The 15,276-nt window shown below is 72.1% G+C and carries 16 protein-coding genes; 4 read left to right on the top strand and 12 right to left on the bottom strand.

Annotation, left to right across the window (positions count from 1 at the left end):
* Positions 1–22: 22 nt before the first annotated feature.
* From fxsA to ACLZOT_RS43010, 4 genes are all read right to left on the bottom strand, one after another.
* A complete protein-coding gene (fxsA, locus tag ACLZOT_RS43025; protein ID WP_416974678.1) occupies positions 23–580 on the bottom strand; it encodes an FxsA family membrane protein in 558 nt (185 codons plus the stop codon).
* Between the two features lie 149 nt (positions 581–729).
* Positions 730–1,557, bottom strand: coding sequence for a polyprenol monophosphomannose synthase (locus ACLZOT_RS43020; RefSeq protein WP_416974677.1), 828 nt, complete (start codon positions 1,555–1,557; stop codon positions 730–732).
* Positions 1,558–2,238: 681 nt separating this feature from the next.
* Positions 2,239–3,828 carry an amidohydrolase gene (locus ACLZOT_RS43015; protein WP_416974676.1) on the bottom strand — a complete coding sequence of 530 codons (1,590 nt, stop codon included), beginning with the start codon at positions 3,826–3,828 and terminating at the stop codon, positions 2,239–2,241.
* Positions 3,829–3,944: 116 nt separating this feature from the next.
* Positions 3,945–4,385: an Lrp/AsnC family transcriptional regulator gene (locus ACLZOT_RS43010; RefSeq protein WP_010357977.1), complete on the bottom strand. Its 441-nt coding sequence runs from the start codon at positions 4,383–4,385 to the stop codon at positions 3,945–3,947.
* A gap of 265 nt (positions 4,386–4,650) precedes the next feature.
* On the opposite strand from ACLZOT_RS43010, the gene ACLZOT_RS43005 reads away from it, so the two are divergent.
* Both ACLZOT_RS43005 and ACLZOT_RS43000 read left to right on the top strand, forming a co-directional pair.
* Positions 4,651–5,100: a hypothetical protein gene (locus ACLZOT_RS43005; protein WP_416974675.1), complete on the top strand. Its 450-nt coding sequence runs from the start codon at positions 4,651–4,653 to the stop codon at positions 5,098–5,100.
* Positions 5,101–5,369: 269 nt separating this feature from the next.
* Positions 5,370–5,504 carry a hypothetical protein gene (locus ACLZOT_RS43000; protein ID WP_416974674.1) on the top strand — a complete coding sequence of 45 codons (135 nt, stop codon included), beginning with the start codon at positions 5,370–5,372 and terminating at the stop codon, positions 5,502–5,504.
* Between the two features lie 118 nt (positions 5,505–5,622).
* Here the strand turns inward: ACLZOT_RS43000 and ACLZOT_RS42995 are convergent, their stop codons facing one another.
* The 3 genes from ACLZOT_RS42995 to ACLZOT_RS42985 all read right to left on the bottom strand — a co-directional run bounded on the left by ACLZOT_RS42995 (position 5,623) and on the right by ACLZOT_RS42985 (position 7,928).
* The gene (locus tag ACLZOT_RS42995) at positions 5,623–6,288 is read right to left on the bottom strand and encodes a TetR/AcrR family transcriptional regulator (protein ID WP_416974673.1); all 666 of its coding nucleotides are present in this window, start codon (positions 6,286–6,288) and stop codon (positions 5,623–5,625) included.
* 106 nt (positions 6,289–6,394) lie between these two features.
* Entirely contained in the window at positions 6,395–6,553 is a 159-nt protein-coding gene (locus ACLZOT_RS42990) for an SCO1431 family membrane protein (protein WP_416974672.1), read from the bottom strand.
* A gap of 46 nt (positions 6,554–6,599) precedes the next feature.
* Entirely contained in the window at positions 6,600–7,928 is a 1,329-nt protein-coding gene (locus ACLZOT_RS42985; RefSeq protein ID WP_416974671.1) for a peptidase C39 family protein, read from the bottom strand.
* Positions 7,929–8,057: 129 nt separating this feature from the next.
* Here ACLZOT_RS42985 and ACLZOT_RS42980 point away from each other — a divergent pair, with 129 nt between their 5' ends.
* Positions 8,058–8,660: a uridine kinase family protein gene (locus ACLZOT_RS42980; protein ID WP_416974712.1), complete on the top strand. Its 603-nt coding sequence runs from the start codon at positions 8,058–8,060 to the stop codon at positions 8,658–8,660.
* A 451-nt stretch (positions 8,661–9,111) separates the two neighbouring features.
* Entirely contained in the window at positions 9,112–10,980 is a 1,869-nt protein-coding gene (locus ACLZOT_RS42975) for an AAA family ATPase (RefSeq protein ID WP_416974670.1), read from the top strand.
* A 15-nt stretch (positions 10,981–10,995) separates the two neighbouring features.
* On the opposite strand, the gene ACLZOT_RS42970 is transcribed toward ACLZOT_RS42975, so the two are convergent.
* From ACLZOT_RS42970 to ACLZOT_RS42950, 5 genes are all read right to left on the bottom strand, one after another.
* Positions 10,996–12,042 (bottom strand): hemolysin family protein, encoded by a 1,047-nt coding sequence (locus ACLZOT_RS42970; protein ID WP_416974669.1) that lies wholly within the window; start codon positions 12,040–12,042, stop codon positions 10,996–10,998.
* Between the two features lie 64 nt (positions 12,043–12,106).
* Entirely contained in the window at positions 12,107–13,432 is a 1,326-nt protein-coding gene (locus tag ACLZOT_RS42965; RefSeq protein ID WP_416974668.1) for a hemolysin family protein, read from the bottom strand.
* A gap of 215 nt (positions 13,433–13,647) precedes the next feature.
* Positions 13,648–14,088, bottom strand: coding sequence for a PH domain-containing protein (locus tag ACLZOT_RS42960; RefSeq protein WP_416974667.1), 441 nt, complete (start codon positions 14,086–14,088; stop codon positions 13,648–13,650).
* A 12-nt stretch (positions 14,089–14,100) separates the two neighbouring features.
* Positions 14,101–14,949, bottom strand: coding sequence for an ATP phosphoribosyltransferase (gene hisG, locus ACLZOT_RS42955; protein ID WP_416974666.1), 849 nt, complete (start codon positions 14,947–14,949; stop codon positions 14,101–14,103).
* Positions 14,950–14,996: 47 nt separating this feature from the next.
* Positions 14,997–15,269: a phosphoribosyl-ATP diphosphatase gene (locus ACLZOT_RS42950; RefSeq protein ID WP_010357964.1), complete on the bottom strand. Its 273-nt coding sequence runs from the start codon at positions 15,267–15,269 to the stop codon at positions 14,997–14,999.
* Positions 15,270–15,276: the final 7 nt, after the last annotated feature.

The raw sequence follows: 15,276 nt of genomic DNA, 5'->3' as shown, positions 1-15,276 counted from the left end.
TCTTAGGGCTGCCCGGAAGGGCTCAGTACGTCAGCGGCGGGCGCTGGTCCTGCGGGCCGTCCGCCCTGCTGCCGTCCTCCCTGATGACCTCGCCCTGGACGACCTTGCCGTCGGGGCGGTGGATACGGGCCTGCTGGAAGGCGTCGCCCAGGGTGCCGGGGCCGGCCGCGCGGAGCCTGCGCTCGACCGCGCGCTCCGCGTAGGCGGACAGGGCCTTGCGGACCGGGGGGAGCAGCAGGAGCAGGCCGAGGGCGTCGGAGATCAGGCCCGGGAGCATCAGGAAGAGGCCGCCGAGCATCATGAAGCCGTTGCCGCCGCTCGCCTCCGGGGAGCCGCCGCGCTGCAACGCCTCGTTCAGCGCGCGGAAGGCACGACGGCCCGCGCGCTTGATGACCACGGAGCCGAGGACGATCCCGCCGACCAGCAGCAGGAAGACGACGAAACCGCTCGCCGCCTTCGCGACCACGGTCAGCAGCCAGATCTCCAGCACCAGCCAGGCCGCGATCCCGAGCGGCAGGAACGTCCGCACGCGGGAGCGCGGGGGCCGGACGGAGGACGTGGGGGTCGATGCGCCAGTCATACGTCCAGTGTGCCTGGACACAGCTCAGAGCGGTGTAAGGGACCGATCAGCGCAAGCTGTACGGCCCCGGGCGGCTGTGCGCCTCCGCATGAGCCCCGCGCTTCGAGGTGCGCCCCGTATGCAGCGCACCCCTCGCGCCCACGGCACGCTTACGGCTGCTGCCCCTCCACCCGGCGCGCGGGCGCCGGCTTGCCGCCCTTGCCGGTGATCTTGCCGACGCGCTCCGAGGCGCCCCACGCGGTGACCCGCCACAGCGCCTCGACCATGATGTCCCGGCTCATCTTCGAGTCGCCGAGTTCGCGCTCGACGAACGTGATGGGGACCTCCACGACGTGGAAACCGGCCTTCACCGCGCGGCGGGCCAGGTCGACCTGGAAGCAGTAGCCCTGGGAGGCGACCTCGTCGAGGCCGAGCCCTTCGAGGGTCTCGCGGCGGAAGGCGCGGTAGCCGCCGGTGATGTCGCGCAGCGAGAGGTCGAGCGCGAGGCGGGAGTAGAAGCTGCCGCCGCGGGAGATGAACTCGCGGGACTTCGGCCAGTTCACCACCCGGCCGCCGGGGACCCAGCGGGAGCCGAGGACCAGGTCCGCGCTCTTCAGGGCGGTCAGCAGGCGGGGCAGTTCCTCCGGCTGGTGGGAGCCGTCGGCGTCCATCTCGACCAGGACGCCGTAGTCGTGCTCCATGCCCCAGCGGAAGCCCGCGAGGTAGGCGGCGCCGAGGCCCTCCTTGCCCTTGCGGTGCATGACGTGGACGTGGTCGTCCCCGGCCGCGAGTTCGTCCGCGAGCTTTCCGGTGCCGTCGGGGCTGTTGTCGTCCGCCACGAGGATGTGGGCCTCGGGGACCGACTCCCGTACCCGGCCGACGATGCGCTTGATGTTCTCCGCCTCGTTGTAGGTCGGAATGATCACCAAGGTCTCGCCCAAGGGACCGAACCGCCGTCCGCGGTCCTGTGCCGAGAGGGTCCCGTCGCCGTCGTTCACCGCTACCCCTTCAAGTCGTGCTCAGGGGACCACCATAGTGGCCGCTGTCTGCGGCGACATGCCGGATCATGTTTACAGTGGTGTCGAATCCCCAAGAGTGGGGTAAGAGTGCCCGTTCGCCCGTCCCGTCCCCCGACTTCGCGGTGTACGCGGGGGATGCGCGAGGTTAACTCTGCGGGTGGAGGCCCGGCGCCCTTCGGGCCGACCAGGGGCCCGCTGGCTGCGGGTCGACCGAAAGCCGTTGTCTACTGAACGCCGGGCCCCACCCGGGTCGCACCTCCCCGTTCGGCGGAACGTTCCGTCGCCGCTGTGCGGGCGCTGGGCCTGGCTCCCAGTGGCGGTGCCGTCGGCAGTGCACCGTCCCTGACCCAGTGGCGCCGCGGCGAGTCCCGGAGGTTCTCCCGACGGGGCGTCCGGCAGTGGACTCGGCCGAACCTACCGGTCCCCCGCCGCCCACTGTCAACACCCGCTCGACCTGCGCTTCTCTCCTCAACGCGCTGGTCAGAGGGGAGCCGGCCACGGTGTGGGGAGCCCGCGCAGACGGGTGATCTTGGGGTGGGGAGGGGGCGGGGGTCACTCGGGCGGGCGCAGGCGCCTGCGGCGAGCGGCAGGAGGGGGCGGCACGTGCCGGCGTTCACGCGGTGGGCACGAGGCCGGCACCCGCCCGTGCCGGCGCTCCCCCTACCCCTCGAACACCGTCCGCCCCCCGACCACCGTCCGCAGGCACACCGGCAGGTCGCGGCCCGGGGTCAGGTCCGGCAGGCCCGGTGTTCCCGAGCGGGGGTCCGTCGACCAGCGGGAGACCCGGTCGTCGGGGGCCTGGACGATCAGTTCGCCGGTGTGCCAGACGGCGTAGTCGGCGGGGGCACCGGGGACGAGGGTGCCCGCGTCGTCGCGGCCCCTCGCGCGCCAGCCGCCCCGGGTGTGGGCGGTGAAGGCGGCACGGACGGAGACGCGGTGGGCGGGGTTGTGGTGAAAGGCGGCGGCGCGGACGGTGCCCCAGGGGTCGAGGGGGGTGACGGGGCTGTCGGAGCCGAAGGCGAGGGGGACGCCCGCGCGCAGGAGCGCGGCGAAGGGGTTGAGGCTCCGGGCCCGGTCGGCGCCGAGGCGCTGCGCGTACATGCCGTCGTCGCCTCCCCACAGCGCGTCGAAGGCGGGCTGGACGGACGCCGTCAGCCCCAGTTCCGCGAAGGCGGCGATGGTCTGCGGCGTCAGCATCTCCGCGTGTTCGACCCGGTGCCGGGCGGCGCGGATCCGGGCGAGGCCGACGGTCTCGGCGGCCGTACGGAACCCCTCGACGACGGCGGTGACGGCGGCGTCGCCGATCGCGTGGAAGCCCGCCTGGAGCCCTGCCTCGGTGCAGGCGACGACGTGCGCGGCGACGGCGCCCGCGTCCAGGTAGGCGAGGCCGGTGCCGGAGCCGTCGGCGTACGGCTGGTGCAGGCAGGCCGTGTGGGAGCCGAGGGCGCCGTCGACGAAGAGGTCGCCGGCGGCGCCGACCGCGCCGAGTTCGCGGGCCTTGGTGACGTCCTGCTCGGCCCAGTAGCCGACGACGCGGGGGCCCGCGAACTCCCCGGCGAGCTTCAGGAGGCCGGTGAAGTCGTCCTCGGAGGAGATCTCGGGGCCCGCGCACTCGTGGACGGACCCGATGCCGAGGGACGCGGCGTGCGCGAGGGCGGTGCGCTGGGCCTCGGCGCGCTGGACCGGCGTCACGGCCGCGAACGCCGCCGCGCGGACCGCGTGGTGCGCGTCGGCGGTGAGGGGGCCGTCGGGGCGGCCCAGGGCCGTGAGGTCGAGGAGCGCGGTCGAGGCGACGGCCGAGTGGACGTCGATGCGGGACAGGTACAGGGGGCGTCCGCCGGTCGCCTCGTCGAGCTCCGCGCGCGTGGGCGGGCGGCCGTCGGGCCAGCGGGCGGCGTCCCAGCCGTGCCCGAGGAGGACCTTGTCGGCGGGCCGGGCCTCGGCGAACGCGCGCACCCGGGCGAGGGCGTCGGCGAGGGAGGGTGCGTCGGAGAGGTCCAGGCCGGTCAGGGCGAGGCCGGTGGAGGTGGTGTGCACGTGGGCGTCGGTGAACGCGGGGGTGACGAGCCCGCCGTCCAGGTCGACCACCTCGTCGACCCCGTCCGCGAACGCGTCCGCCGCGCCCTCCGAGCCGACCCAGGCGACCTGCCCGCGTTCGACGACCATCGCGGTCGCGAACGGGTCGGCGGGGCTGTGGACCTCTCCTCGGCGGAGCAGGACGGTCTGCGGGTCGGGGGTGCGCTCACTCATGGGGACAGTGTCTCGCCCGGCACTGACAGTCCGGTACGCAGGGGCGGCACACCGCCGAGCGCCTTGTACGACGATCAGCTCATATGCCCACCGGTCCGTCCGGGGCACCCCACCGCTCAGATCCGCGGCGGCCGGGCCTCGTACGGCGTCGACAGCACCACCGTCGTCCGCGTCGACACCCCCGCGAGCGCGCGCAGGCGCCCGAGCAGCTCCTCCAGCTCGTGCGGGGTGGCCACCCGTACCTTCAGGATGTAGTTCTCGTCGCCCGCGACGCTGTGGCACGCCTCGATCTCGGGGACGCCGGAGAGGCGGTCGGCGATGTCGTCGGGGGCGCTGGGGTCGAAGGGTTTGACCGAGATGAAGGCGGTCATGGGCAGCCCGACGGCCTCGGGGTCGACGACGGCCGCGTACCCGCGGATGACGCCCCGCTGCTCCAGCCGGCGCACCCGCTGGTGCACGGCAGACGTGGACAGGCCCGTGGCCTTGCCCAGGTCGGTGTAGCTCATCCGCCCGTCCTTGACGAGCAGCTGCACGATCTGTCGGTCCAGCTCCTCCATGGCGCTGAACCTACAGGGCGCTCGAACTCCTCGTATACCTATACGGCGCAGGTCATAGCCTGTTCGTGATGTACGGGCGGGGCGGCGGGGGCGCCCGGGGCGGTGTCCGCCCGGCCTGACAACTCCCCGCGGCATGTGACGAAGGCCACATCACTCGAACGCGCTCCGTGATGCTCCCGTGATTACCGCCGAGCCTGGCTGGGAAGTGCTTGCTGTGGTCGAGGCCGCAGCGCCTTCACGGCCCCAGCCCGAGGGGGAGAATCCCATGCAGAGTGCCAACCGCCCTGGTCGTACCGCGCCCAAGCGGCTCCAGCCCGTCGTCGACCTCGCCCCGGAGGGCGTCGATCCCGACGAAGAGGCTTACGGCGACGAGGAGTTCGACGCGTACGACGGTGACCTGCTCCGGGTGGTGTGCCCGGACTGCGTGCAGCCGATCGCGCTGCTGGCGGACCAGGAGGTGTTGCCGGAGCACGCGTTGTGCGCCTCGCCGTGGAACCCGTTCGGGCTCACGGTCTGCGCGGGGACCGGCCGCGCGTCGGCGGACGCCCGGTCGGCGGAGGAGGTGTTCCAGGAGCGGACGCAGGACATCGCGCCGGTGCTGACGCTTCCTCAGGGCCTCGACTGGCGTACCCAGCCGTTCTCGCACGTCGGTGGGCCCGGTTCGCGTCCGGTGCGCCCGGTGCGGGTGGCGGCGCAGGTTCGCCGGGCGGCCTGAGTCCCGCCAACACGCCGAGCATTCAAGGGAGTTGACGGTTCGTCAGCTCGGTTCGGGTATCCCGGTTCGGGTACCCGGACCGGGGCATCCCACGAACTGACGCCCGACCCCGGCGCCCGTGACCTCCACGCGGCCCGGGGCGTTGCCAAAGTATGACTCCCACATATTCGACACCGGGCCGCCACCGTCAGCGGTTCGTGCCCGCGCCCTTCGAGTTCTTACCGGCCGCCGTGGAGTCACCGCCGGACCCGCCCATCTACCTTGCCCTGATGCGGACTTGGGCCGACCGGGGGCGGACCCTGCCGGGCCGCCACGACCCGGAGTGGAGCAGGCTGGCGGCACCCCAGGTGCGGCCAGGGCAGTTCGGCGGGTTGCCGGGGGACGAGTTCCCTGCGGGGCTGTAGGCGGGGGGAGTTCGGCGCGCGGGGGATTCAACCGGCCGCTGCGGCAAGGGGGTTGGGCACTCCGGGAAAAGCAACAGCTGTCGCCCCTTCAACTACCGGCCCCGTACCCCCCGTTGCCTCAGTCCTCCCGCCGCGCCTCCTTCGGCGCCGGGTACCCCGCGTCCAGTTCCTCCACCGCCCGGAACACCCCGCCCAGCGTCCTGACGAGCAACTCCCGCATGACGTCGCGGGAGAGGTGGGGGTCGGGCCGGTCGATCCAGTCGAGGGCGGCGCCCTCGACGCTGCACACCCAGGACAGGAGCCCCATGCGGGCGAGCGGGGCGATGTCGGTGCGGCCGTAGGCGCCCTCGGCGATGGTCGCGACGATCGCCTCGCGCACCCCGTCCCGGATGCCGTGCACCTCGGCGTCGAAGCCGACGCCGCCGCTGACGATCGTGCGGTAGGCGGCCTGGTTGTGCTCGGCGTAGCGCAGGTAGCTGTCGATCGTGCGGTGGACGCGGTCCACCTGGGGCAGTTCGATGCCGCTGGCGGCGAAGGTGACCAGGTCGGCGACGGAGTCCTGGATGATCGCCAGGTAGTAGCCGCGCTTGGACTGGAAGTAGTAGTAGATCAGCCCCTTCGCGACGTGCGCCTGACGCGCGATGTCGTCCATCGAGAGCGCGTCGTAGGAGGTGTCGGCGAACAACTTCCGCCCGATGGAGATGAGTTCGGCGCGGCGGGCCAAGGAGCGTTCGGTGCCGCGGGCCTTGGGACGGACGGCGTCGCGCTGTGCGCTGATGTTCAATACTCGACCCTGGTCTCGGGCGGTGGCGGGACCACCGCAGTATGTCAGGTCAAGGGTGGGTCAGGTCACACCGGCCGACGCATCCGGCATAATCCGGCGGCACTTGTCACAGCAGGCCCAGCTGGGTCACGAGCATCGCGACGACCGCGACGAGGACCCAGCCGAGGACGTGTTCGAGGACCTTGGGGCCGTCGTCCCCGGGACCACCGGTGCGGGCACGGCCGCCGGTTCGGACGGGGGCGGCGGTGGCGGAGTTCGCTGTCATTCGTCCACCTTGCCATCGTTTGGGGCATGTGCGGCCGAGAGCTTGCTCACACGGTGACGCCGACCGCCGTGAGGGCCGCGCGCTGGCGGGCGTCGGGCCGGGCCGGGAAGTACAGGTAGCAGATGCCCCCGCTGCCGGAGGCGACCTTGCCGTCGGCGGCGTAACGCTTCGTCCGCAGCCAGATGTTCTCCCACTCACGCCGCCGGTAGACCCGCCGCACGGCCTGATCGGTGGGCGAGGCCGGGTCGTTGGCGATGACGTCGCCGTCGGCGGTGAAGCCGATCACCGTCATCAGGTGGCCCGCCGTGCCGTACCCGGCGCCGGTCAGCTCCTGGGCGTGGAACGACTGCGAGGTGATCGCGGGGATGCCGGCCGCGATCAGGGTCTCCAGGTCGGTGAGGGAGGAGAGGCGGGTCACGACGCTCTCCAGGCCGGCGTAGGTGGCCGCGTAGGCGGCGTTGAAGGGCCAGTTGCCGCAGCCCTCGTACTGGGCGTCGTAGGTGTGGCGGGCCGCGTGGCAGACCTGGGGGTCGGTGAACGACGGGTCCACCCAGGCGAGTTGCTCGGCGGTGGGGCGGCCGCCCCAGTACTCGACGATCATCTGCGAGGAGGTGGGACTGCACCATGCCTCGCCGCCGCCGTCGTACTGCGGGTACTGGCCGCGGTGGAGGTCCTGGGAGTAGCGCGGGACGATCAACTCCCGTGCCAGGCACGGCGTCGAGGCCGGGACGGTGAAGCGGTCGGGGACGTCGGAGCCCATCGCGCCCGCGCGCCGGACGGTCGGGGTGAGGCGGGTGCCGGGTCTGCGGTGGAGGGTCAGGCGCAGGCGGTACGCGGTCAGGCGCGGGCCGGTCGCGGGGTCGTCGATCGCCAGGGTGTCCGTCCAGACGGTGCTGCGGCCGTCGCGCTGGCCGTCGACGGAGGTGCGCCGGATGTCCTGGTCGCCGAGGGCCCAGCGGCCCATGACGTACCAGGGGGTCGCCGTGCCGTCGGAGTAGGTGCAGGTCAGCTCGGTCTGGAGCCAGGTCCCGGGCGGGGTGTCGGCGTTCCAGGAGGCGATCACCTCGGTCGCGGGGACGGCGAACCGGTGCGCCGGGGAGGTCCAGGTGGCGTACTCCCAGTCGGCGGTGGTGCCGGTGTGCGGGTCGGTGTACGACGTCGTACCGGCCGCCTCCCCGATGACCACGCCGGACCGCGCACCCCCGACGACGTCCACCCCGTCCGCCTCCCCCGCGCACCAGTCCCCGTACGACGCCCAGCCCCGGAAGTCGGTGGTGCGCGGCGCGGGCGGGGAGGCGGCGGCGGTCACGGTCGCGGCGGCGGTGACGACGGCCGCGAGGACGGTCCGGCGGGACGGCTGCTCGGCACTGCACATGGGACGCACCCCCGGGGTTCGGACGGACTGTCCGCCCACTATGACCCGGCGCGTCCGCCCTGTCCGGCACCGACATGGTCGCGCCCCTACACTGGCCTCCCCCCGCCCGTACGCCCCACAGGACCCGCCATCCACCAGCTCGCCGCCCTCCTGCGCAACCTCCCGCCGTCCTGCGGGCCGGTCCGGCTGATCGGTGTGGACGGGCACGCGGGGTCGGGGAAGTCGACGTTCGCGGGGCGGCTCGCGGCGCAGCTGGGCGGGGCGCCGGTGCTGCGGATCGACGACGTCGCGAGCCACGCGGAGCTGTTCGGCTGGACGCGGCGGCTGCTGACGCAGGTCGTGGGCCCGCTGGGCCGGGGGGAGAGCGCGGCCTACGCGCCGTACGACTGGGGCGCTCGCGCCTTCGGGCCGCAGCGGCTGCTGCCGGCCGCGCCCGTGGTGATCCTCGAAGGGGTCGGGGCCGGGCGGCGGGCGCTGCGGCCGTATCTGGCGGCGGTGCTGTGGATGGAACTCGGCCCGGAGAGCGCGTGGGCGCGGGGGCGGGCTCGGGACGGGGCGGAGCAGCGGGAGTTCTGGGACGGCTGGGTCCCGGCGGAGCGGGCGCATTTCGCCGAAGACCCCACACGACCTTTCGCGAATCTCCTGGTACGGCAGACAGACGAGGGGTACGAGGTGCTCCCGGGGCCCTCGGGAGCACCTGGTCCGGACCAGGAAGTCACGCAGGGTAGCTAAACGCCCGTGATGTGGTGAACCTGTGAAGGGTCTTGCGGACGAAAGTGGCTCACTGCCCCAACTCGGCTTGACCGAGGGGCCGTACAGGACTTACGTTCTCAATGTGCGGCATTCGAAGCCGCCTGTGGACGCGAAGCCCCCGGTTGTTCCCCCGTGATCGGGGGCTTCGTTCTGCCCGCGCGCGCTCCGCGAGCCCCAATTCCGGTCTCCCGATGGCCTGATCCGCTCACCCAGGGTCACCGTCCCGGATGCGCCCCATCTGCTCCCACCTCGTCAAACGTCCGGTGCGGCACCCTACGGCCGACCCCTCCCGCGCGGGTACGATGCCCTCGGTGCGACCTACCGGACGGCTGCTCTCAACTCCGGTTTGATGCACAGCGGTTCGGCTCTGGCGGCCGGCGGGCGACGGCCCGGCGGTCATCCGACGGGGGCACGGTTTGTGGGGGACGTGATGGATTTCGGCACCCGGGGCCCCGACGCCCCGGCCGACCTCGCCTGGCTGCGAGGCGTGGACGCCTACACGATGGGCGCCTATCCGCAGGCCGAGGAGGAGTTCCGCACCGCGGTGCGGATCGACCCCGGCATGGCCGACGGCTGGCTCGGGCTGCACGCGCTGCGCGTCGACACGACGACCGCGCTGCTGCGGATGTTCCGGCACCGCGACCGCTTCGGCGAACAGCGCACCCGGCACCGCCGCACCCTCAACTCCTGGTACTGGCTGGGCTGGTGGGTGCAGCCGGTGCTGGAGAGCCCGCGCGACCTGCTCCTCGCGCACGCCTCGCACTGGCTCGACGGACGCCATGTCCCCGAGCTGGACCGGGCGTTGGCGGGCCTGCCGCCCGTCGACACCGACCACCAGGTGCGGTTCCTGCACGCCTGCCGGGCCTATCTGGTCAAGGACTGGGAGCAGTTGACCCGGCACACCGACCCGCTGCTCGACGATCCGCTGCTCGGCATCGAGGCCGGGCTCTTCGGCGGGATGGCCCGCGTCCGGCTCGAAATGTACGGCCAGGCCGAGCCGTTGCTGTCCACCGCGCTCATGCGCTGCCGCAGCGAACAGCCCCAGCGCAAGGAACTGCGCTACTGGCTCGCCCGCGCGCACGAGGGCACCGGCCGCTCCGCCGCCGCGCTCCCCCTCTACCGGGCCGTGCACCGCGTCGACGCCGCCTTCATGGACACCTCCGCGCGGCTCGCCGCGATCGCCGAGGGCGACGGGTACGACGACTCCGCCGACCTCGCCGCGATCACCCTCACCGGGTTCGGGCAGGACAGCGTCGACGCGGCCGACGGGTTCGACCCGCTGTTCGGCACGGAAGGGCGGGACCTGAAGCTCACCGACCCCGGTGAACTCCCGCCCGTCGTACCGCTGCCGCCCGTCGCCGACCCCGCCGTGCGGGAGAAGTTCCCCTCCAGCGCCGCCACGCTGCCGCCCGGGCCCGCCGACCCCGTCTTACTTGAGGAGGCGCTCGCCGAACTGGAGCGCATGGTCGGGCTCGAACCCGTGAAACGGCAGGTCAAGGCGCTCTCCGCCCAGCTCAACATGGCCCGGCTGCGCGCCGGTCAGGGGCTGCCGGTCCAGCCGCCGAAACGACACTTCGTCTTCTCCGGGCCCTCCGGCACCGGCAAGACCACCGTCGCGCGCATCCTCGGGCGGGTCTTCTACGCGCTCGGGCTGCTCGGCGGGGACCACCTCGTCGAGGCCCAGCGCGCCGACCTCGTCGGGGAGTACCTCGGGCAGACCGCCGTCAAGGCGAACGAGCTGATCGACTCCGCGCTGGGGGGTGTCCTCTTCGTCGACGAGGCTTACTCGCTCTCCAACTCCGGGTACGGCAAAGGGGATGCGTACGGGGACGAGGCGCTGCAAGTTCTGCTGAAGCGGGCCGAGGACAACCGGGATCACCTCGTCGTCATCCTCGCGGGGTACCCGGAGGGGATGGACCGGCTCCTCGCGGCGAACCCCGGGCTGTCGTCGCGGTTCACCTCGCGCGTCGACTTTCCGTCGTACCGACCGCTCGAACTCACCTCCATCGGGGAGGTGTTGGCGGCGGAGAACGGGGACGTGTGGGACGAGGAAGCCCTTGACGAGCTGCGGTCCATCGCCGGGCATGTGGTGGAGCAGGGGTGGATCGACGAGCTGGGGAACGGGCGGTTCCTGCGGACGCTGTACGAGAAGAGTTGTGCGTACCGGGATCTGCGGTTGTCGATGTATACGGGGGCGTTGTCGCGGGATGATCTGTCGACGTTGCGGTTGGCGGATCTGATGCAGGCGTATGGGGAGGTGCTGTCGGGGCGCGGGCCTCAGGACCCGTCGGCCATGTGAGACCCGCGCCCCGCGTCAGACGGCCAGCGCCTTTTCCGGTGCCTCCCTGTGTGCCGGGTCCGTTACCTCCCCCACCAGCATCTCCAGTACGTCTTCCAGCGCGACCAGCCCCAGCACCTTCCCCGTCCCGTCCGCCACCTGCGCCAGGTGCGTCGCCGCTCGGCGCATGACCGTCAGGGCGTCGTCCAGAGGCAATTCCGAGCGCAGGGTCGTCATCGGGCGCCACAGTTGCTGCGGGACCGCTCGGTCCGAGTCCTCCAGGTCCAGGACGTCCTTCACGTGCAGGTAGCCCATGAAGGCGCCGGTCCCGGCCGCTATCGGGAAGCGTGAGTAGCCGGTACGGGCCGTCAGGGCGACGATCTCGCCCGGGGTCACCGCCGGGGTCACCGTGACCAGTGCCTCGCGTTTCAGGAGGACGTCCGTGATCGGGCGGGAGCCCAACTCCAGGGCGTCTTCGAGGCGTTCGCGTTCCTCGGGGTCGAGGAGGCCCGCTTGGCCGGAGTCTTCGAGGAGGCGGTTGAGCTGCTCGCTCGTCACCACCGCCTCGACCTCGTCCTTGGGCTCGACGTGGAAGAGCCGCAGGATGCCCTGGGCGACCGCGCCGAGGGCGATGGTGATCGGCTTGCAGAAGCGCGCGAACCACACCAGGCCGGGGCTCAGCCACAGCGCCGCCTTCTCGGGGGCGGCCATCGCGAGGTTCTTCGGGACCATCTCGCCGATGACGAGGTGGAAGAAGACGACCGCCGCGAGCGCGATGACGTACCCCAGGGGGTGGATCATGCCGTGCGGGAGGTGGATCGCCTCGAAGACCGGCTCCAGGAGGTGCGCGACGGTCGGTTCGGCGACCGCGCCCAGGGTCAGCGAGCAGACGGTGATCCCGAACTGGGCCGCCGCCATCATCTGCGGCAGCCGCTCCAGGCCGTACAGCACCTGCCGGGCCCGCGCGGTGCCGAGCGGTTCGATCTGGCTGCGCCGTACGGAGACGAGCGCGAACTCGGCGCCGACGAAGAAGCCGTTGGCGAGGACGAGGAGCCCGGCGAACAGGAGTTGCAGGAGGCTCATCGGGCGACCTCCGAAGTGATGCGGGCGCGGACGACGTGGCCCGCCTCGCACGATCCCGGACACCTCATCGCGCCACCTCCACGACAACCCCCGTACGCACCACGCGCACCCGCTCCGCGCGGTTGTGGCCCACGCGGCGTACCGACAGGCGCCAGCCGGGGAGTTCGGTGCGGTCGCCGACGGCGGGGATGCGGCCGAGGAGGTCGGCGACGAGGCCGGCGACCGTCTCGTAGGGGCCCTCGGGGACGTCGAGACCTATGCGCTGGAGGGTGTCGACGCGGCAGCTGCCGTCGACGTCCCAGGCGGGCCGTCCGTCCTCGGGCGGGGCGGCGGCGAGTTCGGGGGTGTCCTGGCCGTCGTGCTCGTCGCGGACCTCGCCGACGATCTCCTCGACGATGTCCTCCAGGGTGACCACCCCGGCCGTGCCGCCGTACTCGTCGACGACGACGGCGATGGGCTGCTCACTGCGCAGCCGGCCCAGCAGAGGCTGGACGGGGAGGGTTTCGGGGACCAGGAGCGCGGGGCGGGCGATCCGGCTCGCCGGGGTGCGCAGCCGCTCGTGGACGGGGACGGCGAGGGCGTCCTTCAGGTGGACCATGCCGACGATCTCGTCGATCTTCTCGCGGTAGACGGGGAAGCGGGACAGGCCGGTCGCGCGGGTCAGGTTGACGACGTCCTCGGCGGTGGCCGACGCCTGGAGGGCGCTGACCTTCACGCGGGGTGTCATCACGTGCTGCGCGGTCAGTTCGGCCAGGGACAGGGTGCGGACGAACAGGTCGGCCGTGTCCTGTTCCAGGGCGCCCGCCTGCGCGGAGTGCCGGGCCAGGGAGACCAGTTCACCGGGGGTGCGGGCGGAGGCCAGCTCGTCGGTGGGCTCGACGCCGAGCGCGCGCACGAGCCGGTTGGCGACCGTGTTCAGCGCGGCGATCACCGGCCGGAACAGCCGGGAGAACGCGTGCTGCGGGCCGGCCACGAAGCGGGCGACCTGGAGCGGCTTGGACACCGCCCAGTTCTTCGGCACGAGTTCGCCGATGACCATCTGGACGGCGGAGGCGAGCAGCATGCCGACGACGACGGCGACACCGGAGACGGCGCCCTCGGGGATGCCGATCGCGGTGAACGGGCCGTCGAGGAGCTGGGCGAGGGCCGGTTCGGCGAGCATGCCGACGACCAGGGACGTGATGGTGATGCCGAGCTGGGTGCCGGAGAGCTGGAAGGAGAGTTCCTTCAGCGACTCCACGACCGTACGGGCGCGTTTGTCGCCCTCGGCGGCGGCCTTCTCGGCGTCGGGGCGCTCGACGGTGACGAGTCCGAACTCCGCGGCCACGAAGAAGCCGTTGGCGAGGATCAGGACGAACGCGGCCGTCAGGAGCAGCAGGGGGGTGGTCATGATGCCGCCGCCTCGGGGGTGAGGGGGGAGGGGGCGGCGCAGGTACTACAGGACGATCCGTCCATTGCCGGAGGGAGTCACTCCTCGGATAGCAGGTGTCCCCCTGTCCGCCGGGGCGCGGTACGACAGGGGCGGAGACGCATGGGAGAGTCTCCGCCACCAGATTAATCAAGACAGGGGGGTCAGCGGCAGGCCCGGCGGCCCGGATGTCGTCCCTAGGGTGTTCCGGGTTCCCGGATGGAGCGCGCTTCGCTCAGTGCGCGCAGCGCGGTCGCGTCGGTGATGGCCTGCTTCTTGTCGAAGCCCGGCTGGATGCCGAGCGCGGGCAGGCTGGTGCCGTCGCTGAGGTTCAGGAACACCCACGGGTCGCCCGGGCGCAGGTTGACCTGGAGGATCTCGGCCCAGTCGAGGCGCCGGCGGCTGACGATGTTGACGACGGTGACCCCGGCCTCGTCGGCGACGACCCGGACCCGGGAGAGCAGTCCGAGGACCCAGAAGACCAGGCCGCCGGTGACGACGAAGCTGAGCCGCTCCCCCGGGCCGAGCTGTTCGAGCAGCAGGGCGACGACGGAGATGGTGAGGAAGATCATCACACCGGAGCCGAGCAGCACCACGCGGGTGCGGCCGGGGCGGAAGGTGACGGGCAGATCAGGCATCGCGGGGTTCCCTCAGAGCCGGCAGGCGTGGATGGCCGTCGTGAGGATCGCGCGCGCGCCGATGTCGTACAGGTCGTCCATGATCCGCTGCGCCTCCTTGGTGGGGACCATCGCCCGGACGGCGACCCAGCCCTCGTTGTGCAGCGGGGAGACCGTCGGGGACTCCAGGCCGGGCGTGAGGGCGACGGCCTTCTCCAGCTGCTCGACGCGGCAGTCGTAGTCCATCATCACGTACGTCCGGGCGACCAGGACGCCCTGGAGGCGGCGCAGGAACTGCTGGACCTTCGGGTCCTCGGCGTCCGCGCCGGTGCGGCGGATCACGACCGCCTCGGACTTCATGATGGGCTCGCCGAAGACCTCAAGTCCCGCGTTGCGCAGGGACGTTCCGGTCTCCACGACGTCCGCGATGACCTCGGCGACGCCCAGCTCGATCGCGGTCTCGACGGCGCCGTCGAGGTGGACGACGGAGGCGTCGATGCCGTTGTCGGCGAAGTACTTGGCGACGATGCCCTCGTAGGAGGTGGCGACCGTCTTGCCGTTCAGGTCCTCGACGCTCGTGGCGGTGCCGGGCTTGGCGGCGAAGCGGAACGTCGAGCGGGCGAAGCCGAGCGGGAGGATGACCTCCGCGTTCGCGCCCGAGTCGACGAGGAGGTCCTCGCCGGTGAGGCCGATGTCGAGGCGGCCGGAGGAGACGTAGATCGCGATGTCGCGGGGGCGGAGGTAGAACAGCTCCACCTCGTTGACCGGGTCGACGATCCGCAGTTCCTTCGACTCGCGGCGCTGCTGGTAGCCGGCCTCATGCAGCATGTCCGCCGCAGGGCCGGAGAGGGAACCCTTGTTGGGGACGGCGATGCGCAGCATGAGGGCGGCTTCCTTCTGTGTGAGCGGGATTGACTGAAAGCGGGTTTCTACAGGTGGCTGTAGACGTCGTCCAGCGAGATTCCGCGGGCGACCATCATCACCTGGACGTGGTAGAGGAGCTGCGAGATCTCCTCCGCCGCCGCGTCCTTGCTCTCGTACTCGGCGGCCATCCAGACCTCGGCGGCCTCCTCGACGACCTTCTTGCCGATGGCGTGGACGCCCTTCTCGACGAGTTCGGCGGTGCGGGAGGTGGCGGGGTCGCCGGTGGCGGCCTTCTGCTGGAGCTCGGTGAACAGCTCCTCGAACGTCTTCTTGGACATGGTGAGG

The sequence above is a fragment of the Streptomyces sp. 4F14 genome, assembly GCF_048159485.1.
Taxonomy (GTDB): domain Bacteria; phylum Actinomycetota; class Actinomycetes; order Streptomycetales; family Streptomycetaceae; genus Streptomyces.
The sequence above is the reverse complement of the archived record's forward strand: the minus strand, read 5'-3'. Positions and strand labels throughout refer to the sequence as shown.

What these genes read in the sequence shown, in the direction of transcription:
- ACLZOT_RS43010 (WP_010357977.1), bottom strand. Translation starts at nt 4,385, where the DNA reads ATGGAGGAGCTGGACCGACAGATCGTGCAGCTGCTCGTCAAGGACGGG.
- ACLZOT_RS43015 (WP_416974676.1), bottom strand. Translation starts at nt 3,828, where the DNA reads ATGAGTGAGCGCACCCCCGACCCGCAGACCGTCCTGCTCCGCCGAGGA.
- ACLZOT_RS42970 (WP_416974669.1), bottom strand. Translation starts at nt 12,042, where the DNA reads ATGAGCCTCCTGCAACTCCTGTTCGCCGGGCTCCTCGTCCTCGCCAAC.
- ACLZOT_RS42985 (WP_416974671.1), bottom strand. Translation starts at nt 7,928, where the DNA reads ATGTGCAGTGCCGAGCAGCCGTCCCGCCGGACCGTCCTCGCGGCCGTC.
- ACLZOT_RS43005 (WP_416974675.1), top strand. Translation starts at nt 4,651, where the DNA reads ATGCAGAGTGCCAACCGCCCTGGTCGTACCGCGCCCAAGCGGCTCCAG.
- ACLZOT_RS42950 (WP_010357964.1), bottom strand. Translation starts at nt 15,269, where the DNA reads ATGTCCAAGAAGACGTTCGAGGAGCTGTTCACCGAGCTCCAGCAGAAG.
- hisG (WP_416974666.1), bottom strand. Translation starts at nt 14,949, where the DNA reads ATGCTGCGCATCGCCGTCCCCAACAAGGGTTCCCTCTCCGGCCCTGCG.
- ACLZOT_RS42990 (WP_416974672.1), bottom strand. Translation starts at nt 6,553, where the DNA reads ATGACAGCGAACTCCGCCACCGCCGCCCCCGTCCGAACCGGCGGCCGT.
- ACLZOT_RS42960 (WP_416974667.1), bottom strand. Translation starts at nt 14,088, where the DNA reads ATGCCTGATCTGCCCGTCACCTTCCGCCCCGGCCGCACCCGCGTGGTG.
- ACLZOT_RS42965 (WP_416974668.1), bottom strand. Translation starts at nt 13,432, where the DNA reads ATGACCACCCCCCTGCTGCTCCTGACGGCCGCGTTCGTCCTGATCCTC.
- fxsA (WP_416974678.1), bottom strand. Translation starts at nt 580, where the DNA reads ATGACTGGCGCATCGACCCCCACGTCCTCCGTCCGGCCCCCGCGCTCC.
- ACLZOT_RS43000 (WP_416974674.1), top strand. Translation starts at nt 5,370, where the DNA reads ATGCGGACTTGGGCCGACCGGGGGCGGACCCTGCCGGGCCGCCACGAC.
- ACLZOT_RS42975 (WP_416974670.1), top strand. Translation starts at nt 9,112, where the DNA reads ATGGATTTCGGCACCCGGGGCCCCGACGCCCCGGCCGACCTCGCCTGG.